Origin of the sequence: Bradyrhizobium arachidis, from assembly GCF_015291705.1 — a bacterium.
Taxonomy (GTDB): domain Bacteria; phylum Pseudomonadota; class Alphaproteobacteria; order Rhizobiales; family Xanthobacteraceae; genus Bradyrhizobium; species Bradyrhizobium arachidis.
In genome coordinates this window covers 5,156,400-5,182,522 of sequence record NZ_CP030050.1, presented here as the reverse complement: position 1 = coordinate 5,182,522, position 26,123 = coordinate 5,156,400, and the positions used below count along the sequence as shown (strand labels likewise).

Below are 26,123 nucleotides of genomic sequence, written 5' to 3'. Positions count from 1 at the left end.
CGACAATATCTGTCGTGCACAGCCGCGCGGGAATACCTGCTGCAAGGACGGCGCCGTCCAGCTCAATCGCGCTTGTCTCCGGCGGCGTCGATCGACCCGCGTAACGGAATCAATCCGTCTCTTCTTCGCGCCGCTCGCGGGCGAGCTGGTGCCACGCCAAAGCGAGCTGGATCAGGCGCTGCCGGTCGTCGCCTTCGGAGGCGGCAGCCTGCTTCATCGCGGCCTCGGCTTCGTGCTGTGGATCGTACTTGGTACACATGCGCTCCACCCTAACCGACCGATCTGGACATGCGGATGGCAATTTCGTCCGTATCATTGCGGGTTGACGCTGGCGTCGCTCGGACTGCTCCGCCGCGGTTGCTCCGACTCTCAGGCCGATGACGAAGCCGTGAGGCCAGGCATCATTCGGACTGATCTGTGAATTGCGTCACAGCCACCATCCGGCATCTCCGCTAAACAGCGCTTCGACGCTTCCAGAAGCGTAACGAGGGCATGGGTGTGTTTCCCATCATGACACAAGAAACAGCATCCGAAGCTGACGTCCCGGCGCCGCGGCAACGCCCCGACCTGCTCGGCATCGCCTATCTCGGGACCATCGGCATCGTCATGCTGGCCTGGATCTGCGGCCTGGTCTGGGCCGCCATCGCGTTCTTCAGCTGGCTGGTGTCTTGATCCCGCGCGCGATGACGGCTCTAAAGCGCGACGAGATCATCGCACTTTAGGTTGTTGTTTGAGCATGATCTTTTCGGAAAACCGCTGCACACTTTTCCGGATCAAGCTCTAGAACAGCCAATGCGCGAACTGCGCCAGCTTGATCCCGCCGCACACGATCATGGCCCACAGCGCCAGGCTGACCTGGATTGCATCCAGCATATCCACACTCCCCCGCGAATCACGTCCCGACTTTTTTCTTTTGAGAATGCGCGAAGCGCCGACATGCGCCAGTGATAATTGGAGGCAGTTGTTGTGCGCCGCCGAACCGGCGGCGACAGGCGCAGCTAGCTAATCCCCAAAACAAAAGAGGCGGGCCTAAGCCCGCCTCCTCGCTTCAAAGCTCGTCTGGATCGTCAGTAGCAGGCGCGGGGATCTGCCTGCACGTACTGGCCGTTCGGATAGCGGTAGTAGCAATTGCCCTGGGCGAGATAATAGCCCGGGCGCGAGGCCGCCGTGGCGCCGGCGATGGCGCCGGTGGCACCGCCGATCACGGCGCCTGCGGCCGCACCCGAGGCATTGCCGGAGATCAGGCCGCCCAGCACGCCGCCGACGATGGCGCCGCCGAGCGCGCTTGCGCCGGGATCGGCCGGCGGCGGAGGCGGAGGTGGCGGTTCATAGGCGACCGGCGGCGGGGCATAGGCCACCGGCACGTCGTCGTAATACTCCTCGGAGATGTAGGCGGGCGGGCCGGCCATCCGCTGCGGATAATAATACCAGACGCCGCCGACGTCCCACCACCAGCCGGAGCGGCCGTTGTGGACCTCGTGGCGCCAGCGCCCGCCGTCCCAGGCGAGATTGCCGCGATAGGCGTGTCCGCCCCAGTCGCGCGCCGGTGCGGGCCCGCGGGCATAATTGCGGCCGGGCGGCGGACCGCCGGCATTGTGCGGGCCCGGGCCTGGACCGCCCGCGTGAGGCGGGCCGCCAGGCTGTCCCGGGGGACGCGCGGCCTGCTGCGGCGGCGGCCCCTTGCGCATGGTCTGGTTGTTCGGGGGTGGCGCACCTGCGCCGGGCGCCGCCTGCGGCTGGGCTTGCGGCCTCGGCGGCAACGCGTCCTGAGCCTGCGCCGAAAGCGCGACAAGGGACATGGCCGAAACCACGGGAATGATGATCTTCATGCGGCTGGACGCACTCATGCGTGCTAGACCCCCTACTCTCTCGATTGCCGTGGTCCCTGGCGCGATAGACGATTCGGCTCGCGCCGGGCTGATGCCGGCCGACATAACTGATCTGCTTTGTCGGCTAAGTCCCGTTACAAATGTTTAAGATCACGGCAATTTTTCGGCCCTGCGGTCGTGCTTGGACCGCTTCTAGCGAGCCGGCTCGATCACATTGCAATTGGTTCGCCCCGACATCAGGCAATCCTGCATCTTGCTGGCCGAGGTCAGATCGCGGGCGAGCCACCAGCCGATGCCGAGGATCAGAAGCGCGATGATCAGGCCGGCGATGGCGCCGCGGCGATTGTCACCGGATGGGGAGCGTGGCGGGGTTCTGGGCTTCTCGCCCGGTTCGGGCTTGGACTCGGACATGGTGACCTGATTGCACGGGCGAGCCGGCTTTATCACCTCTGCGGCGTGGCGTCACATCCCGGCATGCCCTTGCTGTTCAACCGCGGGTCTGGCGGATCGCGTCCTTGCGTGAGGTCTCGACAGCCGGGATCGCCTGGTGCGCGCGGGGCGCACAGGTCGTAAGCACGAAGGCCGTCTGGCTGCACTCCCAGCCGGCGCCCAGGACGGCGTTCTCGATCGGCTGCGGACGGGCGAACAGCAACGCCCCGCCCGCCAGCGCCGCCACCACGAAGGCGAGCGCAAGCGCCTTGAGGGTCAGCCGGAAGATGGTCATGCCCGTGCTCCGTCTCGTATTGGGGCGCACGCTAGGCGCGGCGTCGGGTGCCCGCTATGAGGGACATCACAATTCGGCAGTTTTTCCGGGTTACGAGAGATCGTCGGGGCTGGCGATTTTTCGTTGACCTGATCGGCTGCGATTATGGGTGGCTTCGCGACGCGCGCCGATGTACACGCTTCTGCGTCGCGTGGCGCCTGCTATGCCCAGCCGACGTACCAACAGCAGTGATGTAGGATTGAAAGCGAGGAAGACAAGGCTCGTCGATGAGTGGATTCAGGGAACCCGGCTTCGCGGACCGGCAAAAGGCGGCGCAGGACGCCCGCAAAAATCTTTTGAACAAATTCAAGTCGCAGCCGGGCCCCGACGATCCGGCGGTGGCCGCGCGTCGCGCCGAGCGCGAAGCGCTCTCGGCCAAGCGTGCCGAGGCCAAGGCTGCGCGCGAGGCGGAAAAGGCCGAGCAGAAGCGCGTCGAGGAAGAAGCCAAGGCCGCTGAAGCCGCGCGGATCGCCCGCGAGGCCGAAGAGGCGGTCGCGCGGCAGGCTGCGCTCGAGGCCGAGCAGAAGGCCAAGCGCGACGCCCGCTACGCCGCCCGCAAGGCCAAGCGCAAGTAACGTTCAAAAGTCACGTCCAATTGAAGTTGGGCTGCGACGTGATTTCGGGGCGGTCCAAATGACCGCCCCCAGATTTTCCGAAGCGCGCGCCTGCCGTTTGCATGCGCCCGCGACGGCGGCGGACGATCAGTTCTTCTTCATCATCCCGTCGTCTTTCTTCATCCCGTCCTTGGACATGTGGTCCTTCTTCATGCCGTCGTCCTTGGACATGGTATCCTTCTTCATGCCGTCCTTGGACATCGTGTCCTTCTTCATCATGCCGTCGTCCTTGCCCATTTTGTCCTGGGCAAAGGCGGCCGGCGACAGCGCAAGGCCGAGCGAGAGAGCGGCAGCCGAGATGCCGAGCGCGATGCGGGTGCGAATGGTCATGGGTCATCTTCCTTCGAGGTGATGTTGGCCAGCGACGGATGCCGCTACCTCATGCTCGACGGATGACGGGCCGCACCTGTTACGTGCGGCGGAATTTTTTTTCGCCAATGCGAAACCTGACCGCGGGACCACCGGTTTGACACAATTTTGCCTGCGTGACCCCCGCTAGTGCCGCCCGCGACCGAAGGGTGAGTGTGCGGCGCAGCAATGCCCCCCGCGACTTGCCGCCGCATTCGGTCTCGAACTATCAGATTAGAGAATATCGGGTACAAGACCGGCTAGGATGGGCCTGAAGCCGGGCCTCTTAAGACCCGATCACGTCAAGAACCGTCCAAGGGGATAAATCTATGTTCACGCGTCGTCACCTGCTCGCGACTGCCGTCGCAGCACCCGCCATTCTCCGCTTCGGCACCGGCACCGCGCATGCCGCGACCACGCTGAAGATCTCGCACCAATTCCCGGGCGGCACCGTCGACAAGGGCGATTTCCGCGACCGGCTCTGCCGCATGTTCGCCGCCGAGGTCAGCAAGCGCAGCAAGGGCGACATCGCCGCCGAGATCTATCCGAACTCCTCGCTGATCAAGACCAACGCGCAGTTCTCCGCGATGCGCAAGGGCGCGCTCGACATCAGCCTCTATCCGATGCCCTATGCCGGCGGCGAGCTGCCGGAGACCAATATCGGCCTGATGCCGGGCCTTGTGACCACCTACGACCAGGGCATGCGCTGGAAGAAGGAGCCGGTCGGCAAGGCGCTGACCGATTTTCTTGCCGACAAGGGCATCATCCTGCTCACCTGGGTCTGGCAGGCCGGCGGCGTCGCCAGCCGCTCCAAGCCGATCGTCGCCCCTGAAGACGCCAAGGGCATGAAGGTGCGCGGCGGCTCGCGCGAGATGGACATGGTGCTCCAGACCGCGGGCGCTTCGGTGCTGTCGGTGCCCTCCAACGAAATCTACGCGGCGATGCAGACCGGCGCCTGCGATGCCGGCATCACCTCCTCGACCAGCCTGATCTCGTTCCGTCTCGAGGAAGTCGCGAAGTCGCTGACCTCGGGCGCGGGCGCCTCTTACTGGTTCATGCTCGAGCCGCTGATGATGTCGAAGGCGATCTTCGACAAGCTGCCGAAGAACCATCAGGACGTCCTGCTCGCGGTCGGCTCCGAGCTCGAAACCTTCGGCCGCAAGGGCGCGCAGGACGATGACGTCGAGGTCGCCAAGGTCTACGAGAAGGCTGGCGCCAAGGTCTCGGCGCTCGACGCCGCGACCGTCGGCAAGTGGCGCGACATCGCCCGCGACACCGCGTGGAAGGATTACGGCGCCAAGACCGCGACGGCGGCGAAACTCTTGAAGCTCGCCTCCGACGTCTCGGCATGAGCCACGGTCCGCTTCCGGATCGTGATGACCAGGCGACCCCTGCCGCAGGGACTGGCCCTGCGGCGGCGATTGATCGCGGTCTCGCCATCCTCAACAGCATCATCGTCGTGCTCGCCGCGATCGCGCTGGTCGCCGCCTGCGCCATCCTGAGCTACAGCGTGCTCAGCCGCGCGCTGTTCAAGGCCGCCAATTACTGGCAGGACGAGGCCGCAGTCTTCCTGCTGGTCGGCGCGACCTTCATGACGGCAGCCTATGTGCAGCAGAACCGCGGCCATATCGGCATCGAGGCCTTTGTCGGCCTGCTGTCGCCGCTCGCCAACAGGATCCGTCTTTGGCTGGTCGATGCCGCGACGTTCCTGTTCTGCGCCTTCTTCACCTGGAAATCCTGGACGCTGGCGCATGAAGCCTATGTCGACGGCCAGGTCTCGAACTCGATGTGGTCGCCGCCGCTCGCCATTCCCTATTCGTTGATGGCGCTCGGCATGAGCCTGCTCTGCGTCCAGATCCTCGTGCAGCTTGCGCTGCCTTTCGCGGGAGCGAGGCGTTCATGAGCGTTTTCGGTATCGGTGTTGCCTACGGGATAGCAACGCTGCTCGTGATGTTTTCAGGCATGCCCATCGCGTTCGCCCTCGGCGCGGTCGCGGTCGTGTTCATGGGCATCTACATGCCCGCCGCCTCGCTCGATACGGTGACGCAGAACGTCTACGAGGAAATGGCCTCGATCACGCTCTTGTCGATCCCGCTGTTCATCCTGAAGGGCGCGGCGATCGGCAAGTCGCGCGCGGGCCAGGACCTCTATTCGGCGCTGCATGCCTGGCTGCACCGCGTGCCCGGCGGCCTCGGTGTCGCCAACGTGTTCGCCTGCGCCCTGTTCGCGGCAATGGCGGGCTCGAGCCCAGCGACCTGCTCGGCGATCGGTTCGGCCGGCATCCCGGAGATGCGCAAGCGCGGCTATTCCGGCGGTTTTGCCGCCGGCATCATCGCCGCCGGCGGCACGCTCGGCATCCTGCTGCCGCCGTCGATCACCATGATCCTGTTCGCGGTCGCGGCCGAGAAGTCGCTCGGGCGGCTGTTCCTCGCCGGCATCGGTCCGGGTCTGCTGCTGGTCTCCCTGTTCGGCGCCTACGCCGTGATCCGTTTCCGTCAGGAATATGCCGCCGCCGCGGCGATCTACGAGAAAGGCGGCCCGGAAGCTCCGATCCTGCAGCGCGACGAGTACACGCTCGCCGAACGCTTCAGCGTGCTGCCGCGCGTGATCCCGTTCGTGCTGCTGCTGACCGGCGTCATGATCGCGCTCTATGGCGGCTTCGCCACGCCGTCGGAGACGGCAGGCCTCGGCGGCCTGCTGGCACTGGCGCTGATCGCGGCGATCTACAGCGTCTGGCGGCCGGGCGACCTCGCCCCGATCATGAGATCGACGATCCGGGAATCGACCATGCTGATGATGATCATCGGCATGTCGCTGCTCTATTCCTACGTGATGAGCTATCTGCACATCTCGCAATCGGTCGCCGAATCCATCGTCGCGATGCACCTGCCGCGCTGGGAGCTGCTGTTCGCGATCCTCGTCATGGTCGTCGTGCTCGGCTTCTTCCTGCCGCCGGTCTCGATCATCCTGATGACAGCGCCGATCATCCTGCCGCCGCTCCGCGCTGCGAACTTCGACATCATCTGGTTCGGCGTCGTCATGACCATCGTGATGGAGATGGGGCTGATCCATCCGCCGGTCGGGCTCAACATCTTCGTCATCCGCAACGTCGCGCCCGACATCCCCTTGAGCGAGGTGATCTGGGGCACCCTGCCCTTCGTGCTCTTGATGATGCTCGCGGTGCTGCTGCTGTGCTTCGTGCCGGAGATCTCGACCTGGCTGCCGGATCTCGTGATGGGGCCGGACGGGAGCAGGTAGCGGCACTCACGACTGCCGTAGGGTGGGCAAAGGCGCGTAGCGCCGTGCCCACCACTTCTGAATGGTGGGCACGCTGCGCTTTGCCCACCCTACGAGTTATGCGCTCCGCACAGCCGCAAGGCTGACCCACCCTACGATTTTTCCTTCCGCCGCGACTTCGGTGCGTGCGCCACCACCTGCAACAGATCCTTGCGCACGGCCTCGATGTGCCGCTCCAGGAAGCGGCACGCCTCCTCGACCTTCTGCGCGCGGCACAGCGCGATCAGATGAGCGTGCTCCTTTTCTGCCGTGCCCATTGCCTTGGTGTTGGAGAGTTGCAGCCGCGTGTAGCGGTCGCTGGTCTGGAGCAGCGACAGCACGATCGCGCGGGTGCGCGGCTGCGGAGCGTGAACGTAGAGCGCCATGTGGAAATCGGCGTTGAGCTGACCCCATTCGCTGACATTGCGCGCCTTGATCGCCTTCTCGAACTGCTTGTGGATGTCGTCGAGGCCCTCGAAATCCTCCGCGCTGAAACGCGGCGCCGACTGCGCCAGCAACCGCGGCTCCAGGATGCAGCGCAGATCGAACACGTCGTTGATCTCGTCCAGTGACAGCTCCGAGACGATCGCGCCCTTCTGCGGCACGATGCGCACCAGCCCTTCCGCCTCGAGCTGGAACAGCGCCTCGCGCACGGGGATGCGGCTGACGCCATAGGCCTCGCCAAGCGCATCCTGCCGCAGCTGCGATCCGGCCGGATAGGTGCCGTCGAGGATCGCCTGCCTGAGCTGGTCGACGATCGCAGCCGACAGGGTGCGATGCTTCAGAGGCTGTTTCATCTGATCGTCTGTTGTCCTTCCCGACTCGCTCGGCCGAAGCGGTCCCTGTCTTGCATGTTGAGGTGCCCGGCAAAAGCCAGCTGCCCAGCAAAAGCGCGCCCTGCCGCGGAAATGACCGCAATCTCCGTTTGACAGTCAAAATGTATAAATTATACATTCGGCAATCGCACGACAAATCTTCGGGGGTTGGGGCCTCTTCATGATCGAGCAGACGATGCCGGCCACGCGCGCGCTCAGCGTCCGACGTACGATCGTCCGGATGTCGAGCGCCCTGCTCGCCTTCGAGCGTCTGGCGCTGATGGGGCTGATGTACCTGCTCACCGGTCTGATCCTGGTGAACGTCATCACCCGCTACGCGCGGTTCCCGATTTACTGGATCGATGAATCCGCTGTTTATTGCGTAGTCTGGCTGACCTTCGTCGGGGCCTCCGCGATGACGCGGCTGCGGCTCGACTTCGCGGTGACGATGCTGACGGAGCGGCTTTCGCCGCAGCACCAGAAGATCGCCAAGGTGATCTCGACCGGCCTCGTCGTCGTGTTCGGCATCGCCTTGAGCATCACCTGCGTGCTCTGGATGGACCCGGTCGGGCTCGCGCGCGCTGGATTCGACGGGCGCAAGCTCGCGGCCGAAACCTTCAACTTCCTCTACACCGAGCACACCCAGACGCTGAACTGGCCGACCTGGGTGCTCTATCTGACGCTGCCGATCCTCGCGGTCTCGATGACCGTGCACGGCCTCGCCAACCTTCTGGAAGATCTCGAGCTGGTGCCGCGCACGCCGCCGAAAGGCTTCCAGCTCTCCGAGCTCGACGGGGTCAACTGATGGTCACTTCCGCCGCCTTTGTCGCGATCATGCTGGTCGGCGTGCCGATCGGGCTCTGCCTGTGCCTTGCCGGCCTCGTCTATATCGCGGCGTCAGGCAATCCCGTGCTGTTTCAGTCCTATCCGCTCCAGCTGTTCGGCGGCGTCGACAGCTACGGCCTGATCGCCATCCCGCTCTTCATCCTGATCGGCGAGATCATGAACGGCGGCGGCATCACGCGGCGCATCGTCGACATGGCGATGGCATTCGTCGGCTCGCTCAAGGGCGGGCTCGCCTACGTCAACATCCTCGCCAACATGTTCATCTCCTCCATCCTGGGATCGGCGACCGCGCAGGTGGCGATCATGGCCCAGATCATGGTGCCGGAGATGGAGAAGAAGGGCTACGACAAGACATTTGCAGCGGGCCTCACCGCCTATGGCGGCATGCTCGGCCCGATCATTCCGCCCTCGGTGATGTTCGTCGTCTACAGCGTGCTGGCGCAGGTCTCCGTCAGCGACATGCTGATCGCCGGCATCGTGCCGGGCGTCATCCTCACCGTGATGTTCTGCCTCGTCATCGCGCTGATGGGCTACATGTACAACTATCCCCGCGCCGACTATCAGACGCCGCGCCAGCGCCTGATGACGATCCTGCGGACCTCGCCAACACTGCTGATCCCGATCGTCATCGTCGGCACGATTTTGACCGGTCTTGCCAACGCTACGGAATCCGCCGCCGTCGGCGCCGTCGCCGCGGCGCTCGTCGGCAAGTACTGGACCAAGGAATTCGAGTTCTCGCAGCTGCCGCAGATGATGCTGCGCAGTGGCATCTATTCGGCGATCGTGCTGTTCCTGGTCGCCGCCGCTGCCGTGTTCTCCTGGGTCCTGATCTTCGGCAAGGTGCCGCAGGAAACCGCTGGTTGGATCCAATCCGCCGCCAAGGACCCGATCAGCTTCATGCTGATCTGCAACGTCATCCTGCTGATCATCGGCACTGTCATCGACGGCATTCCCGGCCTGATCATGACGGTGCCGATCCTGCTGCCGGTCGCAACCGACGTCTACCACATCGATCCCCGGCATTTCGGTGTGGTGGTCGTGATCAACCTCGTGCTGGGCCTTTTGTCGCCGCCGGTCGGGCTCTGCTTCTTCGTCGCGGCCGCCGTCACCGGCGCCAAGCCCGGCAAGATGTTCATGGTGACGCTGCCGTTCTTCGTCATCTCCTGCGTCCTCCTCGTGCTGCTCTCGCTCTACCCCTCGCTCTCGCTGATCCTCGTCAAATAGGCCCGTACAATAGGAAGCCCGACCATGCCGCTTTCACGCCGCCGCTTTCTCGCCGCCAGTGCCGCCGCATCGGTGTTCGCGCCCTCGCTGGCGCTCGCCCAGGCCAAGGAATTCCGCCTCGGCCTGATCACGCCCAACGGCCATTCCTGGAACAAAGCCGCGCTCAAGTTCGGCGACGAGCTGAAGGCCGCCACCAATGGCCGCCTGACCGTGACCGTGTTCCACTCCGGCCAGCTCGGCAACGAGCCGGCGATGATGCAGCAATTGCAGTCCGGCGCGCTCGACATGGGCTTCATCCAGGCCGCCGAGCTCGGCTCGCGCGTGCCGCACATCGCCGCGATCAACGCGCCCTACATCGTCCGCTCGACGCCGGCGGTGGCGAAATTCGTGCGGCATCCGGCGGCCGTCAAACTGTTCGAGGTGTTGCCGCAGGAGACCGGCACGATCGGCCTCGGCTGGGGCATCACCGGCATGCGCGCGGTGTTCTCGTCCAAGGACCTCAATTCGCTCGCCGATATCAAGGGCATGAAGCTGCGCATCAACCCGACCCCGGTCTACCGCGACTTCTATTCCTCGCTCGGCGCAGCCCCGACGCCGATCCCCACCCCGCAGGTGTTCGACGCCATGGCCAACGGCCAGGTCGACGGCCTCGAGGCCGACCTCGAATTCTCCTGGAACCAGCGCTTCGACAAGGTGTCGAAGGTGATCCTGCAGATGAATGCCGTCTTCATGCCGATGGCGGCGGTGGTCTCCGGCCGGGTCTGGCAGACGCTCTCCGCCGCCGACCGCGAGCTGATCGCCAAGACGATCAAGACGACGCTGGATGCGCAGATCGATGAGCTCGCCGGCAACGAGCCGGCGCTGATCGAGAACTTCAAGAACGCGCCGATCCCGATCCGCCAAGTCCCGGCCGGCGACACCGAGGCTGTCATCGCCGAGTTCGACAAGATCTGGCTGCCCAAGGCACCCGTTCTCGCCGAGCTGCGCAAGGTCGGCGCCACGCTCTGATCCCATCCGCCATCCTTTTCGCCACAGCCGGCGGCCCCAGCCCTCCGCCGGCAATACACCTGTCAGAACTCACTTGGAGTGAACTCATGAGCCGCCGCGTTTCCTGGGAAGGCGTCTTCCCGGCCGTCACCACGCAATTCCACGACGATCTCTCGCTCGATATCGATGCGACCGCCAAGGTGATGGACGGACTGATCCGCGACGGCGTCTCCGGCCTGATCGTCTGCGGCTCGGTCGGCGAGAATACCTCGCTGGAGCGCAAGGAGAAGGTTGCGATCATGGAGACGGCGAAGTCCGTCGCCGCCGGCCGCGTGCCCGTGCTGTGCGGCATCGCCGAATTCACCACGGCGTTCGCGGTCGAGACCGCCAAGGAAGCCGCGCGTGTCGGCATCGACGGCGTGATGGTGATGCCGGCGCTGGTCTACTCGTCCAAGCCGCATGAGACCGCCGCGCATTTCCGGGCCGTCGCCAGCGCCACCGACCTGCCGGTGATGCTCTACAACAACCCGCCGATCTACAAGAACGACGTCACCCCCGATATCCTGGCCTCGCTTGCCGACGTCGAGACCGTGGTCTGCTTCAAGGATTCCTCGGGTGACACGCGCCGTTTCATCGACACCAGGAACATGGTCGGCGACCGCTTCGTGCTGTTCGCAGGCCTCGACGACGTCATCGTCGAGAGCGTCGCCATGGGCGCCGTCGGCTGGGTCTCCGGCATGTCGAACGCCTTCCCGCGCGAGGGCGAGACGCTGTTCCGCCTCGCCAGGGCCGGCCGCTTGGCCGAGGCCATGCCGCTCTACGAATGGTTCATGCCACTCTTGCACCTCGATGCCCGCCCCGACCTCGTCCAGTGCATCAAGCTGTGCGAGCACATCATGGGCCGCGGCACCGCCCTGACCCGCCCGCCGCGCCTGGCACTGCTGCCGCAAGAGAAGGCCGAGGTCGAGGCCATGATGGTCAGGGCGCTCAAGAACCGGCCGCGCCTGCCGGATGTCGGGCTGAAGGCGGCTTAGGCGAAGGTTTCGTAGGGTGGGCAAAGCGACAGCGTGCCCACCATCTGCGAGTGATTGAGGAAGATGGTGGGCACGGCGCTGCGCGCTTTTGCCCACCCTGCGGCACCTGTGCGCGCCGCAAGCGGCCTTACGACGCCGCCCGCTTCTTCTTCGCGTTCAGCGCGGACGCCACGCGGCTGACCGGCGGCTTGCCCAGCAAGCCGCTCATCTCATTGGTGGCCGCGAGCAGCCTCTCCATGTCGACACCCGTCCTGATGCCCATGCCTTCGAGCATGTAGACGACATCCTCGGTCGCGACATTGCCGGTCGCGCCCGGCGCATAGGGACAGCCGCCGAGGCCGCCGGCGGCGGCGTCGATGACGCGGACGCCCTCCTCCAGACCGGCGTAGAGATTGGCGAGCGCCTGACCGTAGGTGTCGTGAAAATGCATCGCGAGTTTCGCGGGCGGGATGTTGGCGCTGACCGCGCGCAGCATCTCTTTCGCCTTGGCGGGCGTGCCAACGCCGATGGTGTCGCCGAGCGAGATCTCGTAGCAGCCGAGGTCCCACAGCGCCTTGGCGAGATCGGCGACCGCCTTCGGCTTGATCTCGCCGTCGAACGGACAGCCGAGCACGCAGGAGATATAGCCGCGCACGGGCACACCATCGGCCTTGGCGCGCGCCAGTACCGGCTTGAAGCGCTCGATGGACTCCGCGACCGTGCAGTTGATGTTGGCGCGCGAAAAGCCTTCGGACGCTGCCGCGAATACGGAGACGACCTTGGCGCCGGCAGCGCGGGCGGCGTCATAGCCCTTCTCGTTCGGCACCAGCACGTGGAATTCGGCGCCCTTGACGTGGGCGACGCCGCGCAGCACGGCATCGGAGCTCGCCATCTGCGGGATCGCCTTGGGCGAGACGAACGCGCCGACCTCGACCGTATCGAGGCCGGCCGCAACCAGCGCCTCGATGAAGGCGATGCGGGCCTCGACGCTGACCGGCGTCTTCTCGTTCTGGAGGCCGTCACGCGGCCCCATTTCGATGATGCGGACGGGATCGCTCATGTCATTCCCCTGAAGGTTCGACCACGGCAAGCTCGACGCCCTCCTGCACGATGTCGCCGACCTTGCATTTGATCGACTTCAGCACGCCGGCATAGGGCGCCCGCAGCGTCTGCTCCATCTTCATCACTTCGAGCGTCAGGATCGGCGCGCCCTTGTCGAGTTTTGCTCCCTCTTCGGCCAGCACGGCAACGACCGTGCCCGGCAAGGGCGCGGCGATCTTGTCCTCACCGACATGCTCCTCGCTCTCGCCACCGAACGGATCGACCCAGTGCAAATCGAAGCGGCCGTTGCGCGTGCGCAAGTAAAGCTCGTGGCCGTCGATCACGGCGGCGACGGAGGATTTGACGCCGTCCAGCGTCAGGTCGAAGCCGCCATCCTTCGGCGCGATCGCAAACGCCAGCTCGCGCTCGCCGATCACCAGCGTCGACGGCCCGCTGCCATAGTTCAGCGCGATCTTCTGCTCCGGACCATGTCCCACGCGGAAGGCAAAGCTGCGCTGGCGCCGGCCAACCGGCTGCCAGCCAAAGGTCTGCCAAGGAGACCCCGCCTCGGCCCGCGCAGCCTGCCGCTCCCCGTTGACGACCGCGGCGATCGCGGCGCAGAGCTCGAGTTCGCCCGGCGCCGGCGCTGCGGTCGTCAGCACCGCCAGCTCGCGCTCGATGAAGCCGGTGTCGATCGCATTGGTTCGCACCTTCGGATGCGTCATCAGTGCCGACAGGAACGGGATATTGGTGACGATGCCGCGGACGTCGGACTCCTCCAGCCCGCGGTTCAACCGCTCGATCGCAACATCCCGCGTCGGCGCCCACGCGATCATCTTGGCAAGCATGGCGTCATAATACGGCGAGACCGTATCGCCCTCGCGATAGCCGGCATCGATGCGCAGGCCGCCGGTCTCGTCAGGCAGGCGCCACGTGGAAATCCGCCCGACCGAGGGCATGAAGTTCTTGGTCGGATTTTCCGCGTAGACGCGCGCCTCGACGGCATGGCCGTTGAGCTTGATCTCGTCCTGCTTGAGCGGCAGCGCTTCGCCGAAAGCGACACGCAGCTGCCACTCGACAAGGTCGATGCCCGTGATCAGCTCGGTCACGGGATGCTCGACCTGGAGGCGCGTGTTCATCTCGATGAAGAACACGTCCTTGCCGTCGGAGACGAACTCGATGGTGCCGGCGCCGACATAGTTCACCGCGGCCGCCGCCTTTCGCGCAGCCGCACAGACCGTTTCGCGCTGGGCGGCATTGAGCGTCGGCGACGGCGCCTCCTCGATCACCTTCTGGTGCCGGCGCTGCAGCGTGCATTCACGCTCGAACAGCGAGAGCAGATTGCCCTGGCTGTCGCCGATGATCTGCACCTCGATATGCCGGGGATTGTCGACATACTTCTCGATCAGCATGCGGTCGTCGCCGAACGCGGCCAGGGCCTCGCGTTTGGCGCTGACGATCGCGGGGCCAAGCTCGGCCGCCGAGCGCACGATGCGCATGCCGCGCCCGCCGCCGCCGGCTGAAGCCTTCACGAGAACCGGGAAGCCGACCTTCTCGGCCGCCTTCGCCAGGGTCGCATCATCCTGCGCATCGCCATGATAGCCGGGCACCAGCGGCACGCCCGCTTTCTCCATCAGCGCTTTCGAGCCGGACTTCGAGCCCATCGCCGTCATCATCTCGGCGGTCGGGCCGACGAAGACGAGGCCCGCGTCGAAGCAGGCCTGCGCGAACTCGGCATTCTCCGACAGGAAGCCGTAGCCGGGATGCACGGCCTCGGCGCCGGTCTTCTTCGCGGCCTCGATCAGCCGCTCGACATTGAGATAGCTGTCGCGGGCACGTGCCGGCCCGAGCAGCACGGCCTCATCCGCGAGCGCGACATGCATGGCGTCGCGGTCGGCCTCGGAATAGACCGCGACCGTGCGCAGGCCCATGGCGCGCGCGGTACGGATGACGCGGCAGGCGATCTCGCCGCGGTTGGCGATCAGGAGGGTGCGAAAACGCCGGTAGAGTTTTGTACGGTCCATCGCATCACATCCTGAACAGGCCGAACTTCGTCGGCTCGATCGGCGCATTCGACGCCGCCGAGAGGCCAAGGCCGAGCACGAGGCGCGTGTCGGCCGGGTCGATCACGCCGTCGTCCCAGAGCCGCGCGGTCGCGTAATAGGGATGCCCCTGGTGCTCATATTGCGCGCGGATGGGCTCGCGGAATTTGTCTTCCGCTTCCTTCGACCAGCTATCGCCCTTGGCCTCGATATTGTCGCGGCGGACTTGGCTCAGCACCATCGAGGCCTGCTCGCCGCCCATCACCGAGATGCGCGCATTCGGCCACATCCAAAGGAAGCGCGGCGAGTAGGCGCGGCCGCACATGCCGTAATTGCCGGCACCGTAGGAGCCGCCGATCACCACGGTGAATTTCGGCACCGAGGCGGTCGCGACCGCCGTCACGAGCTTGGCGCCGTCGCGCGCGATGCCGCCGGCCTCGTATTTCTTGCCGACCATGAAGCCGGTGATGTTCTGGAGGAACACCAGGGGAATGCCGCGCTGGCAGCACAGCTCGATGAAATGCGCGCCCTTCAGCGAGCTTTCGCTGAACAAGATGCCGTTGTTGGCGATGATGCCGACGGGGAAACCCCAGATATGGGCGAAACCGCACACCAGCGTCGTGCCGTAGAGTTTTTTGAATTCGTCGAACTCCGAGCCGTCGACCACACGCGCGATGATGTCGCGCACGTCGAACGGTTTTCTGCCATCGACCGGAACCACGCCGTAGATCTCCTCCGCGCCGAACAGCGGATCGCGCGGCTTATGCATGTTGAGGTTCGGCCGCGTGGACGGCTTCAGCGTGCCGACGATGCGCCGGGCGATGCCGATCGCGTGGGCATCGTTCTGGGCGTAGTGGTCGGTCACGCCCGACTGGCGCGAATGCACGTCGGCGCCGCCGAGCTCTTCCGCACTGACGACCTCGCCTGTCGCGGCCTTCACCAGCGGCGGACCGCCAAGGAAGATGGTGCCTTGATTCCGCACGATGATGCTCTCGTCCGACATCGCCGGCACATAGGCGCCGCCGGCGGTGCAGGAGCCCATCACGATCGCGATCTGCGGAATGCCCTGTGAGGACATCTGCGCCTGGTTGTAGAAGATCCGCCCGAAATGGCGCTCGTCCGGAAAGATCTCGTCCTGCATCGGCAGGAAGGCGCCGCCGGAATCGACCATGTAGACGCAAGGCAAATTGTTCTGCCGCGCGATGTCCTGCGCGCGCAGATGCTTTTTCACGGTCATGGGGTAGTAGGTGCCGCCCTTGATGGTGGCGTCATTGGCGACAACAACGCATTCGCGGCCCGAGATGCGCCCGACGCCGGTGACGACGCTCGCCGAGTGCACGTCGCCGCCATAGAGGCCGTAGGCCGCGAGCGGCGACAGCTCCAGGAACGAGGTGCCGGGATCGACCAGCAGGTCGACCCGCTCCCGCGCCAGCATCTTGCCGCGCGCGGTATGGCGGTTGCGCGAGGCCTCGCCGCCGCCGCCGGCGACCTGGCTCAGCTTTTCGCGCAAGTCGGCGACGAGCGTGCGCATGGCATCGGAGTTGCGCGCAAAATCGGACGAAGACGTATCGATGCTGGAATGGAGCGGCATGTGGTCCCGCGTTCTGGTGTGACGTGTGAGAGGCCGCGGGCAAGGCGCCGCGGCCGTTCCATTGTGGAGGGGTCAGGCGGTCTCGGACATCAATTCGCGGCCGATCAGCATGCGCCGCACTTCCGACGTCCCCGCGCCGATCTCGTACAGCTTGGCATCGCGCCAGAGCCGTCCGACCGGAAACTCGGATGTATAGCCGACGCCGCCGAGCGCCTGGATCGCCTCACCGGCCATCCACGTCGCCTTCTCCGCGGAATAGAGGATCGCGGCCGCCGCATCCTTGCGCAGCGTGCGCGCGTGGCCACCGCGGTCGCAGGCCTTTCCCACGGCATAGACATAGGCGCGCGTCGCCTGCCAGGTCGAATACATGTCGGCGAGCTTGCCCTGCATCAGCTGGAAATCGCCGATCGGCTGGCCGAACTGCTTGCGCTCGTGCATGTAGGGCACCACCGCGTCCATGCAGGCCGCCATGATGCCGAGCGGGCCTCCGGACAGCACGGCGCGCTCGTAGTCGAGGCCTGACATCAGCACCTTGACGCCCTCGCCGATCGCGCCGAGCACGTTCTCCTCGGGCACCTCGCACTCGTCGAAGAACAAGGGATAGGTGTTGGAGCCGCGCATGCCGAGCTTGTCGAGATGCTGGCCGTGGGTGAAACCCCTAAAACCTTTCTCGATCAGGAACGCGGTCATGCCGCGCGGGCCGGCCTCCGGATCGGTCTTGGCGTAGACCACCAGCACGTCGGCATCGCCGCCATTGGTGATCCACATCTTGGAGCCGTTGAGCACATAGCGGTCGCCGCGCTTGTCGGCGCGCAGCTTCATCGAGACCACGTCGGAGCCGGCGCCGGGCTCGGACATTGCCAGCGCGCCGACATATTCGCCGGAGATCAGCTTCGGTAGATAGCGCTGCCGCTGCGCGTCGGTGCCGTTGCGGCGGATCTGGTTGACGCAGAGGTTGGAGTGCGCGCCGTAGGACAGGCCCACGGCCGCGGAGCCTCGCGAAATCTCCTCCATGGCGACGATGTGGGCGAGATAGCCCATGTTCGAGCCGCCATATTGCTCCGGCGCGGTCATGCCGAGCAGACCGAGGTCGCCGAAGCGCTTCCAGAGGTCGGCCGGGAACAGATTGGCCTTCTCGACCTCGGCGGCGCGCGGGGCAACCTCCGCTTCCACGAAGGCGCGCACGGTGTCGCGCAGCATGCCGATGTCTTCACCCAGATCGAAGTCGATGCTCGGGATGTTCAAGGCGATTCCTCCGTCTTCTTGTCGGCCCGAACCTACCCCCGCCCGGGTGCCGCTTCGGTCGAAAAGGTTGCATTTTCCGCCAAGTTTGGCGAGGATTTTTCATGCCCTTTCAAGCTGCGACAGTATTGCCCCGCCGCGCCATGACCCCCGCCGCCTTCGTCCGCGGTGTGGTCGCCGCCTATGGCCGCTACGGGCGGGATCCGGCGGACGCGCTGGCCAAGGGGCAGGTCACCGAAGACCTGGTCGGGTCCAGCGACGGGCGGATAACCGCCGCCCAGTTCGAGGCGCTGGCGGGCCATGCCATGCGCGAGCTCGACGATGAGGCGCTCGGCTGGTTCTCGCGCCGGTTGCCCTGGGGCACCTATGGCATGCTGTGCCGCGCCTCGATCACGGCGCCCAATCTCGAGGTCGCGCTCAAGCGCTGGTGCCGGCATCACCGCCTGCTCACCGAGGACGTGCTGTTCGAGCTCTCGGTCGGTGATGAGACCGCGACCATCGCCATTCGCGAACAGCGCGATCTCGGCGCTTTCCGCGAATTCTGCCTCGTCACCCTGCTCCGCTACGTGCTCGGCTTCTCCTGCTGGGCGGTGGACTCCAGGATCGCGCTGCGCGCCGCCGAGTTTCCTTACGCCGAGCCCGGCCATGTCTCGGTCTATCCGACCATCTTCTGCCGGACCCTGAGCTTCGATGCGGATGGCGCGCGCATCGTCTTCGACAAGCACTATCTGTCGCTGCCGCTCACGCGCAGCGCCGCCGATCTCGACAGCATGCTCAAGGGCGCGCTGCGGCTGACCGTGCTGCCCTACCGGCGCGACCGCCTGCTGGTCGAGCGCGTCCGCCGCGTACTGCGCCATGCGCGCGGCCGCAGTCTCGGCGCTGAGGATGTCGCCAGCGAACTCGCGCTCTCCACCCGCACCATGCACCGTCGCCTGCGCGAGGAAGCAACCTCGCTGCGCGACCTCAAGGAGGAAGCAAAGTTCGAGCTCGCCAAGCAGGAACTGATGCGCGGACGCACCCCGATCAAGCGGATCGCAGAGATCGCCGGCTTCCGCAACGAGAAGAGTTTTTCCCGCGCGTTCCGCAGCTGGACCGGCGCCTCGCCGCGCGAGTTTCGCGGAAGGTATCGATGAGGCGCGCCATCATCGGCCTGTCATAAATTGACGGCCTCCGAGATCGCTCCCGGAGGCCGCAATGTCCTGGATCGGGTCTCGATGTCAGGCGTTAATTCTGCGCACCCTGGCGAGCCTTGGGCTGCTTCGTCTGCTTCGGCTGGAAGGCGAGCGCGTCGTTGCCGGTCTTCGACGAGCCACCGGCCTGCGAGCACGAGCCGCCGATGCCGCCGGCCGCCTGACGGCAGGCTTCCATCGTCGGATAGCCGCAGCCATGCGCGGCCTGGGCGCCGTTGGTGATGCAATAGTCGTCTGCCTTCGCAGCCGGCGCGGTCATCATCAAGAACGCAGATGCAAACAGCGTCGCGGCGGACGCGACGAACGTCTTCGAGGTCGGAGTCATGCTGTCTTTTCCTGCTTAAAGGGTCCCACAAAAGCGCCCCCGGCATGCGACACAGGCCGAGGTTCACACCTTGCATCTAGGCCGCACGCGGGAGCCGGCAATCGTGCCCCGGCGCATTGCAGGGCTTCGTAAATCACATGTCACAGTTAGGTGAGTTACTAAACTATATGACAGACTCGCAGTCTCGGCTTTTATGAAATGGCTCGCCGTAAAAGTGTGAAGTCCCCTAGCCCGCCGAGGCGACCGCCAACTCCTGCACCGGCAGCGGCACGTCCTTGGCGACGCCCAGCACCGGGAAGCTGCGGACGTTCCTCACGTCGGGCATCGCGGCGAAATGCAGCAGCTGCTGACGCATGCTCTCGACGCTCGGCGCGACGCATTTCAGGAGATAGTCCGTGTCGCCCGAGATCCGCCAGCACTGCTGGATGCGAGGGATCGCGGCGATCGAGCTCTCGAACGCTTCCAGCACCGGCTGGGCCTGGCTGCCAAGCTGGATCGAGACGAACGACACCACCTCATAGCCGAGCAGCCGCTCGTCGATGACCGCGCGCACTGCCCGGATCACGCCGCGGCTGAACAGCGATTTCAGCCGCCGCAGGCAGTTCGGCGCGGACACGCCGACGCGCAGCGCCAGCTCGTTGTTGCGCACCCGCCCGTCCTGCTGGAGCTCGGAGAGTATTTTGAGATCGACGCCGTCGAGCTGGTCACGCCCGGCCATACCCTACCCTCGTCATGGTCGTATCATGAGGGCAGCGAAGCACGGGGCGGACTGGATGCCAACCACCTTGGGTTTCTGGAGGGCTTGAGAGCGTGGCGGAAATCTCGCCTGCGGCCCATCCTTCGAGACGCCCGTCTCCGGCGGGCCATCAAGATGAGGTCGCGTTTCGCGGAAAGATATCAGACCCTCATGGTGAGGAGCCCGCCAAAGCGGGCGTCTCCGGACGATGCTCTGCATCGCCGGGCGAAACATGCAGGCCGAGTTCACCCTCCCCGAAAACGTGGATGCCCGGGCCTTCGCCTCGCCGAAGGGGCTTCGGCCCCGCAGGCGGGGCAAGCCCGGGCATGACGGCGTCTCAGACGAGAATGGCGCTCTAATGCGTCCAGGGCTCGCCGCGGCGGAACGAGAAATTGTCGGCATAGGCGACCGGGCGGCGGATCGAATCCTGGGGCTCGATCACCTGGTAGGCGATGCCTTTGCGCTCGCAATAAGCGACCGCCTCTTCCTTGGTTTCGAAGCGTAGCGTGATCTGCTGCTTCATGTCGCCGGACGAGGTCCATCCCATCAGCGGCTCGACCGAGCGCGGCTGCTCCGGCTCGTAATCCAGCTGCCATTCCTTGGTCTTGGACCGGCCGGATTGCATCGCGTTCTTGGCGGGCTTGAAAATGCGTGCGGTCATGGTCGGTCCGGGCCTCTTGGTCTTTATCGTTCGATTTCGATGCGTCACGGTAGCAGTTGGTGGAAACCGCGGGCATAGTATAGAGACACCTTTTGGGAACTGTTCGGTGATTCCAGTCCCTTGGGTGCCCTTCACCGACGGGTATAGTCATTATGCTGCACCGTGACAATTGCGTACCCGCCGCCCGCCCTGGGATCCCGGCCGGTGCCCCCGCCTCGCCGACCTCAGCGTATCCGTCCCCTACGAAAGCTCCCGTCGCATGACCTTCCTGAACGTCAGCGCAACGCTCCCCGAGAAAGGCCGCGACCTCAGGCTCGACCTGTTTCGCGGCGTCGCGAACTGGGCGATCTTTCTCGACCACATCCCGGACAACGTCGTGAACTGGATCACGACGCGCAATTACGGTTTCTCCGACGCCGCGGACCTGTTCGTCTTCATCTCGGGCTACACCGCCTCCTTCGTCTATGCGCGGATGATGCTCGAGCGCGGGTTCATCGTCGGCGCCACGCGCCTGACCAAGCGGGTCTGGCAGCTCTACGTCGCCCACATCATCCTGTTCGTGATCTACATCGCCTCGATCAGCTATCTCGCGCTGCGCTTCGGCGATTCCGAGATGATCAACGAGTTCAACGTCGCCGGCCTCGTCGACAACGCCACCGAGACGCTGCGCCAGGGCCTGTTCCTGCGCTTCAAGCCGCTCAATCTCGACGTGCTGCCGCTCTACATCGTGCTGATGGGGCTGTTTCCGCCGGTGTTGTGGTTCATGCTGCGCAAGCCCGACCTGACGATGGGATTCTCCATCGCCCTGTGGCTGGCCGCGCGTCACTTCGGCTGGAATCTGAACGCCTATCCGGCCGGCCAGTGGTACTTCAACCCCTATTGCTGGCAGGTGCTGTTCGTGTTCGGCGCCTGGTGCGCCATGGGCGGGGCACGGCGCTCGGGCGCGCTGATCAACTCGCAGATCACGCTGTGGCTCTGCCTCGCCTATCTCGCCTTCGCGCTGGTCATGACCATGGCCGGTCGCTTCCCGAGCTTCGGTGGCATGTTTCCGGAATGGCTGTTCTCGGCCTTCAACCCGAACGACAAGACCAACCTCGCGCCCTATCGCTTCATCCACTTCGTCGTGATCGTGATCCTGGTGATCCGCTTCTTGCCGAAGGACTGGCCGGGGCTCGAATGGAAGATCTTCGACCCGGTCATCGTCTGCGGCCAGCAGTCGCTCGCCGTTTTCTGTGTCGGCGTGTTCCTGTCCTTCGTCGGCCATTTCGAGCTGTCGATGAGCTCGGGCTCGCTGTTCGCACAGCTCTTCGTCAGCATCGCCGGCATCGCCATCATGACGACGGTGGCCTATTACATTTCCTGGTCGAAGAAGCAGGACAAGCCGCTGAAGCCGCCGCCGCCCGCCAAGCCTGCGGCCGCCTCGCCGGCAAAGGCTGCCTGAGCCCGCCGCAGCGATGCTGTGCCTGATGGCGGCGAGGCCGCCTCAGGCCGCCTCTTCGCCGTCGAACTCGGTGAACTTTTTGTAGATCCAGTCGCGGCCGTCGTGGCGGCGCCACACCTTGCCGTACACGAGCTGCCCGTTGATCGAGCGGCGCGGCACGATCACGGTCCAGAGGTGCCAGATCTCGGTCCAGTTCGACTGCGAACCGACGGTTCGGACGTTGCGATCGAAAGACATGACGCAGAACTCACACGATACGAGCGTAGCGACGAACTGTGATCTTGTGTGAGCACCAATTGGAGGTACCCCGTCGCGAGCCGGGACCGATTTGATAGTGATTACCAGGGCATCCGCAACAATCGCTCCGCCTTAACCTAACTGGTCAACCTTACTTGTCGTGCGCAGCTGTCCGGACTGGTTGAAAGCGGACGCCGATTTTTCTAGAATGCGTGCACCATTTGAGAATGAGCGCGCCGTTTTGGACGCGTGACGATTTTGAGCCGACGTCGAAATTTGAGCGCGCTGGAATTCTGAAAAGTATTGACGGGCGGGGACGACCACAATGAATTTGCAATGTGCATGTCTGCGTGTGGCGGTGCGCTCGACGCCGTCTGCTCCGCTGATCAGGATATTCGTTGAGGTGCCGCCGAAGGCCGCCAACGACAACCACCTGGTATGGCCATTGCTGCCGTTTCCGCTCGGCTGGTACGCCTCGAACTGATCGCGGATCATGCTTTGAAAAGCGCAACGCCGCGCAAGCGGAGTATCATCGCTTGGCGGCGTCCGTTTAGGCATTGGGCGCTGAAATCCCCAACACACATATGTCTATGGCGACGACCAAAGGTTCGATGAATCTGTGGTAATTCGCCGCCGCGCGCCTCATCGCAATCCCCTGAAATATCGTGCAGAAGTCGCCACGCGCGACAAACAAGCGCTCATGCTTCAGAACACACTGGACAGCGAATCGCGCAGGCGTTTCGGGATGCGATGGGCAGCATACCCGTATCAATGATTAAGCCGGTTCAGACGCCGCTGCTGGCGCTCGATGCGCTCTGGGCATTCCCTCCGAGCGAGCCTTGCGCGTTATAGGTCTGCCCCGCCTGGCTGCCTTGGCTAGCCTGGCTGCCCTGACTGTTTTGCGTGCCCCCGGACTTCTCGACCTCGGTCGATCCGTCGGAATAGGTGATCGTCGTGGTGGTGACGCCGTCGATGGTGATGGAGACTTCGCTGACGACGGTCTTGGCCGAACCGCCGCCGCCCGAGCCGGAGCTGCCGCCCGCCGATTGCGAGGACGACGTCGCCGAGGTCGACGGCGTTGCGGATGTCGACGATGTTGCCGACGTCGATGACGCCGCTGAGGATGACGTCGTGGCCGCCGACTGGGACGTCGAAGCCGCCGCCGCGGTTGAAGCAATCGCGCTGATCGACATGAAAACCTCTTCCCAAGTAAAGTGCTGGCGCAGCGCCGGTTGCGCGCCTTGCTCCCTCCTTCAACGCGGAAGCTGCGCCGGGCAGGCGCCGTCGACCTGAGAAATTAGATTGCTGGGCATTTCCAGCATTACCATGCAGGGCTGGATTTATTCCCTCGCCTCGATCATGCGGCGCCGCGTCGATCGGCCGCTTGTTCTGAGCCCGAGCAGCCGAACGCTCCCGATCACGTCAGTAGTGATAGTTCAAACCGACCGTCGCGGCATGGATCGTGTCCTTGAGGTGGGCCACGGTGATGCTTTCGGACGGGCTGATCAGCTGTATCGGGCTCTTCGTGCCGAAGTCGTAGTAACTATATTCGACATTGGCCGACCAACTTGACGCGAACGCCCATTCCACACCGGCGCCCAAGGTCCAACCGGTCCGCATGACCGACGCGCTGGGATCGACCGCGAAGCCGGTGGCCGGACTGGTATACGCATCATCGATCTTCTCATGCGTCCAGGCGACGCCGCCGCGCGCATAGATCAGCCAGCCCAAGCCATAGGCATAGCCGAGCCGTGCTGTGGCCGAGGCGAGAAAATCGTTCTTGAGGCCGAACCGCGATGGCACGGCGAGGTTGCCGAGCGCGGGAAATCTGACACTGCTCCCATGCTGGCTCGAAAGGCTCGACCATGCGGCGCGGCCTTCAGCGCCGACGACCCAGTTGGATGCGAATTGATGGTCGCAGCCGGCTTGCCCTCCACCGACAAAGCCGGCGGCGCCAAAGTCGACCGTTCCCCCGGCGCTGTTGATCGTGCGATCGTCGCTGGCGACGCCGCCAAGATGACCGCCGATGTAGCACCCGGTCCAGTTGAAGACGACGGAAGCCATCGGAGGTGCTTGCAGCGCAAAATCGGCGGCAGACGCGGCCGTGACCGAGAAAGCGGCGAGCGCCGCGCCAGCGAGAGCTTTCAACATGTCCCGACATTCCTCATTGCCCGTGCGGAGGTTCTAGCGGGCCGAGCTGTCGCGGAGGTTGCGTGATGCCCGCATCTCCCGTGCGGGCGGAGCAGGCCGCGTTCCGCCGGCAATACCCAAACGGGCCCGGTTGGTTGGGATCTCAGGGAAATGAAGGAGGTTCAACCTCGGGACTGGTCGGGGCAGCTGGATTCGAACCAACGACCTGCAGTACCCAAAACATACCAGCTATTCCCTCACCTGCCCTCAGTCCCCCTCAGGCGCCCCAGCGTCGCGAGGAAAACCGGTCGCCTCATAACCTCGTGCTATCCCTTGCCTGCTGTGATTGGCACCGCGGTGCTTCCCCCGTGCTTCCCGGAGGAAAAATGAGCGGTCAAACCATCACAAAGACCTTGGTCGACGGCCTGGAAAAGCAGGCGTCCGAATACACGGTATGGGACGCGAAGCTTCCCGGTTTCGGGGTGCGGGTCCGTCCCACCGGCGCTAAATCATACATCATCCTCTACCGGGCGGGCACAGGCCGCACGGCGCCGGTCCGACGCTTCACCGTGGCCAGCGTCGGCAAGTTGGCGCCAGATGCGGCCCGCACCCAAGCCAAGATCCTGCTGGGGAACATTGCAAACGGCGCCGACCCCGCCGCGGAGAAGCGAGCAAGCCGGCCCAAGCGCGACCGGTTGACTTTCGACGAGCTCGCCCAGCTCTACCTTGACCAATATGCCAAGGTGCGGAAATCGAGCTGGAAGAACGATGAGGGGTACCTAAAGAAGCCCCGGGCGAAGTGGAAGCGCCGAATCGCTTCCGAGATCACCGACGACGATGTTGCCGAGCTCCTCGAGGAGATCGGCGCGACGGCGCCCGTGGGGGCAAACCGTACGCAATCGATCCTGCACACCCTGTTTTCGTGGGCCAAGGAACCCGGGCGAAAGCATGTGCCGATCAACCCGGTGGCCGACATGCGCCGGCGCTACCAAGAAACTGCCCGCGAACGCGTCCTCAATGATGAGGAGATCCGGACTTTCTGGTGGGGCTTGGATGATCCGGAGTTGCCTGCCGGACGCTCGGTCGCTCTCGCCCTTCGGTTCATTCTGGCAAGTATGGTTCGGCCTGGCCAGTCCGCTGGCCTGCTCATCCCTGAGTTGGTCGGGTTCACTGGGGAAGATCCGCAGTACCACATCCCAAAATATCGGGTGAAGAAGCGTCGCGAAGTGATTGTCCCGCTGAATGTGTTAGCTCTTGCCAGTGTTCGGGAGGCAATCAAGCGCGACGATCAAGGCGCCGTCTTCTGTTCCTGGTCGACCCTTGGCGCGATAGTTCCCTGTGGAGGAGCAAACAACAACCGGACGGAACCGGAGCAGCAAGTACTCTTGCCCATCACCCGTGATTCGTTGTCCGCGGCCCTGAACGGCCGGCCGGCCAAAGGCCGACGGCCGGCGCGCAAGGGTATTCGGGAGCATCTAGGCCTAGCCCACTTCACACCGCACGATTTACGGCGCACGGCCGCGACGATCGCGCGCCGTGGAGGCGCGAAGCGCGAAGATGTCAAAGCGCTCCTTGATCACCTTGAGGGCGACGTGACCGCGACCTACGACAAGTACGACATGCTGCCCGAGAAAAGGCAAGTCGCGACGATCCTGGAAGCCGAGCTCCGCAAGATAATCGGCACGAAGCCGAATTATTGCAGGCCTGAAATCGTCTACGATCGCGACAATGTCGTCCCGATTGAGCAACAGAAAATCGCTGTAGCCAGCTGA

Annotated in this window: 29 protein-coding genes; 13 read left to right on the top strand and 16 right to left on the bottom strand. The window is 64.7% G+C overall.

What is annotated here, in order from left to right; all coding sequences use genetic code 11:
* Positions 1-109: 109 nt before the first annotated feature.
* The gene (locus WN72_RS24230) at positions 110-259 is read right to left on the bottom strand and encodes a hypothetical protein (protein ID WP_167336505.1); all 150 of its coding nucleotides are present in this window, start codon (positions 257-259) and stop codon (positions 110-112) included.
* A 251-nt stretch (positions 260-510) separates the two neighbouring features.
* Between WN72_RS24230 and WN72_RS24225 the strand changes: the two genes are divergently transcribed.
* Positions 511-672 (top strand): hypothetical protein, encoded by a 162-nt coding sequence (locus WN72_RS24225; protein WP_092216378.1) that lies wholly within the window; start codon positions 511-513, stop codon positions 670-672.
* A 395-nt stretch (positions 673-1,067) separates the two neighbouring features.
* On the opposite strand, the gene WN72_RS24220 is transcribed toward WN72_RS24225, so the two are convergent.
* The 3 genes from WN72_RS24220 to WN72_RS24210 form a co-directional block, all read right to left on the bottom strand.
* Complete coding sequence (locus WN72_RS24220; RefSeq protein WP_167380834.1) at positions 1,068-1,847, bottom strand: hypothetical protein; 780 nt, start codon at positions 1,845-1,847, stop codon at positions 1,068-1,070.
* Between the two features lie 174 nt (positions 1,848-2,021).
* Positions 2,022-2,240, bottom strand: coding sequence for a hypothetical protein (locus WN72_RS24215; protein ID WP_167380833.1), 219 nt, complete (start codon positions 2,238-2,240; stop codon positions 2,022-2,024).
* Positions 2,241-2,316: 76 nt separating this feature from the next.
* On the bottom strand, positions 2,317-2,553 hold the full coding sequence (locus WN72_RS24210; protein ID WP_027557983.1) for a hypothetical protein: 237 nt from the start codon (positions 2,551-2,553) through the stop codon (positions 2,317-2,319).
* A gap of 266 nt (positions 2,554-2,819) precedes the next feature.
* Here WN72_RS24210 and WN72_RS24205 point away from each other — a divergent pair, with 266 nt between their 5' ends.
* The gene (locus tag WN72_RS24205; protein ID WP_027557982.1) at positions 2,820-3,167 is read left to right on the top strand and encodes a DUF6481 family protein; all 348 of its coding nucleotides are present in this window, start codon (positions 2,820-2,822) and stop codon (positions 3,165-3,167) included.
* Positions 3,168-3,293: 126 nt separating this feature from the next.
* Here WN72_RS24205 and WN72_RS24200 read toward each other — a convergent pair whose 3' ends face one another.
* A complete protein-coding gene (locus WN72_RS24200) occupies positions 3,294-3,536 on the bottom strand; it encodes a pentapeptide MXKDX repeat protein (RefSeq protein ID WP_027557981.1) in 243 nt (80 codons plus the stop codon).
* A gap of 347 nt (positions 3,537-3,883) precedes the next feature.
* Between WN72_RS24200 and WN72_RS24195 the strand changes: the two genes are divergently transcribed.
* Genes WN72_RS24195 through WN72_RS24185 form a run of 3 tightly spaced genes read left to right on the top strand, consistent with a single transcriptional unit; the run spans position 3,884 to position 6,812 of the window.
* Positions 3,884-4,906 (top strand): TRAP transporter substrate-binding protein, encoded by a 1,023-nt coding sequence (locus WN72_RS24195; RefSeq protein WP_027557980.1) that lies wholly within the window; start codon positions 3,884-3,886, stop codon positions 4,904-4,906.
* Complete coding sequence (locus WN72_RS24190) at positions 4,903-5,457, top strand: TRAP transporter small permease (protein ID WP_092216351.1); 555 nt, start codon at positions 4,903-4,905, stop codon at positions 5,455-5,457. Before WN72_RS24195 ends, WN72_RS24190 begins: the two co-directional genes overlap by 4 nt.
* Complete coding sequence (locus tag WN72_RS24185) at positions 5,454-6,812, top strand: TRAP transporter large permease (protein ID WP_092216350.1); 1,359 nt, start codon at positions 5,454-5,456, stop codon at positions 6,810-6,812. Before WN72_RS24190 ends, WN72_RS24185 begins: the two co-directional genes overlap by 4 nt.
* A gap of 131 nt (positions 6,813-6,943) precedes the next feature.
* Here WN72_RS24185 and WN72_RS24180 read toward each other — a convergent pair whose 3' ends face one another.
* Complete coding sequence (locus tag WN72_RS24180; protein WP_092216349.1) at positions 6,944-7,627, bottom strand: GntR family transcriptional regulator; 684 nt, start codon at positions 7,625-7,627, stop codon at positions 6,944-6,946.
* Positions 7,628-7,826: 199 nt separating this feature from the next.
* Here WN72_RS24180 and WN72_RS24175 point away from each other — a divergent pair, with 199 nt between their 5' ends.
* The 4 genes from WN72_RS24175 to WN72_RS24160 all read left to right on the top strand — a co-directional run bounded on the left by WN72_RS24175 (position 7,827) and on the right by WN72_RS24160 (position 11,736).
* Positions 7,827-8,450: a TRAP transporter small permease gene (locus WN72_RS24175; RefSeq protein WP_430640370.1), complete on the top strand. Its 624-nt coding sequence runs from the start codon at positions 7,827-7,829 to the stop codon at positions 8,448-8,450.
* Complete coding sequence (locus WN72_RS24170; protein ID WP_092216348.1) at positions 8,450-9,715, top strand: TRAP transporter large permease; 1,266 nt, start codon at positions 8,450-8,452, stop codon at positions 9,713-9,715. The genes WN72_RS24175 and WN72_RS24170 overlap by 1 nt, the downstream gene beginning before the upstream one ends.
* 24 nt (positions 9,716-9,739) lie before the next feature.
* A complete protein-coding gene (locus WN72_RS24165) occupies positions 9,740-10,723 on the top strand; it encodes a TRAP transporter substrate-binding protein (RefSeq protein ID WP_092216347.1) in 984 nt (327 codons plus the stop codon).
* A gap of 86 nt (positions 10,724-10,809) precedes the next feature.
* Positions 10,810-11,736, top strand: coding sequence for a dihydrodipicolinate synthase family protein (locus WN72_RS24160; RefSeq protein ID WP_092216346.1), 927 nt, complete (start codon positions 10,810-10,812; stop codon positions 11,734-11,736).
* A gap of 127 nt (positions 11,737-11,863) precedes the next feature.
* Here the strand turns inward: WN72_RS24160 and WN72_RS24155 are convergent, their stop codons facing one another.
* The 4 genes from WN72_RS24155 to WN72_RS24140 all read right to left on the bottom strand — a co-directional run bounded on the left by WN72_RS24155 (position 11,864) and on the right by WN72_RS24140 (position 17,589).
* Positions 11,864-12,775: a hydroxymethylglutaryl-CoA lyase gene (locus tag WN72_RS24155; protein WP_092216345.1), complete on the bottom strand. Its 912-nt coding sequence runs from the start codon at positions 12,773-12,775 to the stop codon at positions 11,864-11,866.
* Position 12,776: 1 nt separating this feature from the next.
* Complete coding sequence (locus WN72_RS24150; protein ID WP_167380832.1) at positions 12,777-14,780, bottom strand: acetyl/propionyl/methylcrotonyl-CoA carboxylase subunit alpha; 2,004 nt, start codon at positions 14,778-14,780, stop codon at positions 12,777-12,779.
* Positions 14,781-14,784: 4 nt separating this feature from the next.
* Complete coding sequence (locus tag WN72_RS24145; RefSeq protein ID WP_092216343.1) at positions 14,785-16,389, bottom strand: carboxyl transferase domain-containing protein; 1,605 nt, start codon at positions 16,387-16,389, stop codon at positions 14,785-14,787.
* Positions 16,390-16,461: 72 nt separating this feature from the next.
* Positions 16,462-17,589 (bottom strand): isovaleryl-CoA dehydrogenase, encoded by a 1,128-nt coding sequence (locus WN72_RS24140; protein ID WP_092216376.1) that lies wholly within the window; start codon positions 17,587-17,589, stop codon positions 16,462-16,464.
* Between the two features lie 146 nt (positions 17,590-17,735).
* Here WN72_RS24140 and WN72_RS24135 point away from each other — a divergent pair, with 146 nt between their 5' ends.
* A complete protein-coding gene (locus tag WN72_RS24135) occupies positions 17,736-18,764 on the top strand; it encodes an AraC family transcriptional regulator (protein WP_027557969.1) in 1,029 nt (342 codons plus the stop codon).
* 91 nt (positions 18,765-18,855) lie between these two features.
* Here the strand turns inward: WN72_RS24135 and WN72_RS24130 are convergent, their stop codons facing one another.
* From WN72_RS24130 to WN72_RS24120, 3 genes are all read right to left on the bottom strand, one after another.
* Entirely contained in the window at positions 18,856-19,146 is a 291-nt protein-coding gene (locus tag WN72_RS24130; protein ID WP_027557968.1) for a DUF3551 domain-containing protein, read from the bottom strand.
* A 226-nt stretch (positions 19,147-19,372) separates the two neighbouring features.
* Positions 19,373-19,864, bottom strand: a complete 492-nt coding sequence (locus WN72_RS24125) for an Lrp/AsnC family transcriptional regulator (protein WP_027557967.1) — start codon at positions 19,862-19,864, stop codon at positions 19,373-19,375.
* A 373-nt stretch (positions 19,865-20,237) separates the two neighbouring features.
* Entirely contained in the window at positions 20,238-20,543 is a 306-nt protein-coding gene (locus WN72_RS24120; RefSeq protein WP_027557966.1) for an ETC complex I subunit, read from the bottom strand.
* Between the two features lie 259 nt (positions 20,544-20,802).
* On the opposite strand from WN72_RS24120, the gene WN72_RS24115 reads away from it, so the two are divergent.
* Positions 20,803-21,984, top strand: a complete 1,182-nt coding sequence (locus WN72_RS24115; protein WP_027557965.1) for an OpgC domain-containing protein — start codon at positions 20,803-20,805, stop codon at positions 21,982-21,984.
* A 42-nt stretch (positions 21,985-22,026) separates the two neighbouring features.
* Here the strand turns inward: WN72_RS24115 and WN72_RS24110 are convergent, their stop codons facing one another.
* Together WN72_RS24110 and WN72_RS24105 are read right to left on the bottom strand one after the other, a co-directional pair.
* Positions 22,027-22,221 (bottom strand): hypothetical protein, encoded by a 195-nt coding sequence (locus tag WN72_RS24110; RefSeq protein WP_092216342.1) that lies wholly within the window; start codon positions 22,219-22,221, stop codon positions 22,027-22,029.
* A gap of 132 nt (positions 22,222-22,353) precedes the next feature.
* Positions 22,354-22,779 carry a hypothetical protein gene (locus tag WN72_RS24105; RefSeq protein ID WP_167380817.1) on the bottom strand — a complete coding sequence of 142 codons (426 nt, stop codon included), beginning with the start codon at positions 22,777-22,779 and terminating at the stop codon, positions 22,354-22,356.
* Positions 22,780-23,166: 387 nt separating this feature from the next.
* Between WN72_RS24105 and WN72_RS24100 the strand changes: the two genes are divergently transcribed.
* Positions 23,167-23,514 carry a hypothetical protein gene (locus WN72_RS24100; protein ID WP_156950862.1) on the top strand — a complete coding sequence of 116 codons (348 nt, stop codon included), beginning with the start codon at positions 23,167-23,169 and terminating at the stop codon, positions 23,512-23,514.
* A gap of 129 nt (positions 23,515-23,643) precedes the next feature.
* Here WN72_RS24100 and WN72_RS24095 read toward each other — a convergent pair whose 3' ends face one another.
* Positions 23,644-24,372, bottom strand: coding sequence for an outer membrane protein (locus tag WN72_RS24095; protein ID WP_027557963.1), 729 nt, complete (start codon positions 24,370-24,372; stop codon positions 23,644-23,646).
* Between the two features lie 365 nt (positions 24,373-24,737).
* Between WN72_RS24095 and WN72_RS24090 the strand changes: the two genes are divergently transcribed.
* On the top strand, positions 24,738-26,123 hold the full coding sequence (locus WN72_RS24090) for a tyrosine-type recombinase/integrase (RefSeq protein WP_167380830.1): 1,386 nt from the start codon (positions 24,738-24,740) through the stop codon (positions 26,121-26,123).